The organism is Geotalea toluenoxydans JCM 15764, from assembly GCF_001311985.1.
Taxonomy (GTDB): Bacteria; Desulfobacterota; Desulfuromonadia; order Geobacterales; family Geobacteraceae; genus Geotalea; species Geotalea toluenoxydans.
In genome coordinates this window covers 1-1000 of sequence record NZ_BBCJ01000069.1, presented here as the reverse complement: position 1 = coordinate 1000, position 1000 = coordinate 1, and the positions used below count along the sequence as shown (strand labels likewise).

1 protein-coding gene is annotated in these 1000 nt (G+C 57.5%); it reads left to right on the top strand.

Translation table 11 applies throughout. The features are described 5' to 3' along the window. The coding region (tuf, locus tag JCM15764_RS20720) for an elongation factor Tu (protein WP_054698813.1) at positions 1-1000 on the top strand (1000 nt) is incomplete at both ends.

Below are 1000 nucleotides of genomic sequence, written 5' to 3'. Positions count from 1 at the left end.
GCTACCGCCCATGTAGAATATGAAACCGACAAGCGTCACTATGCCCATGTTGACTGCCCGGGCCACGCCGACTACGTAAAGAACATGATCACCGGAGCAGCGCAGATGGACGGCGCCATCCTGGTCGTATCCGCAGCCGACGGTCCAATGCCCCAGACCCGTGAGCACATACTGCTCGCCCGTCAGGTAGGCGTACCTTACATAGTGGTATTCCTCAACAAAGCCGACATGGTCGACGACGAAGAACTCCTCGAACTGGTAGAACTCGAGATTCGCGAACTACTCTCCTCCTACGACTTCCCCGGAGACGATATACCCATCATCAAAGGCTCCGCCCTTCAGGCACTGAACGGCGAGCAGGGCGAACTGGCCGAGCCCGCCATCATGAAGCTCATGGAAGCCGTAGACAGCTACATCCCCGAGCCACAGCGCGCCATCGACCGTCCGTTCCTCATGCCCGTCGAAGACGTATTCTCCATCTCCGGCCGTGGAACCGTAGCAACCGGCCGTGTAGAAAGAGGCATCGTCAAGGTCGGCGAAGAAGTAGAGATCGTCGGCATGAAAGCCACCGCCAAAACTACCGTTACGGGTGTAGAGATGTTCCGCAAGCTGCTCGACGAAGGCCGAGCCGGCGATAACATCGGTGCACTGCTTCGTGGCGTTAAGCGTGAAGACATCGAGCGTGGCCAAGTACTGGCAAAGCCCGGTTCAATCACCCCGCACACCAAGTTCAAGGCAGAAGCCTACATTCTGACCAAAGAAGAAGGTGGACGTCATACACCGTTTTTCAACGGCTACCGTCCCCAGTTCTACTTCCGCACCACCGACGTGACCGGCATAGTAGAACTAGCCGCCGGCACCGAGATGGTAATGCCCGGCGACAACGTAGCCGTAACAGTAAACCTGATCACCCCAATCGCCATGGACGAAGGACTTCGCTTCGCCATCCGTGAAGGCGGCCGTACCGTTGGCGCCGGGGTTGTCAGCTCTATTATCGAAT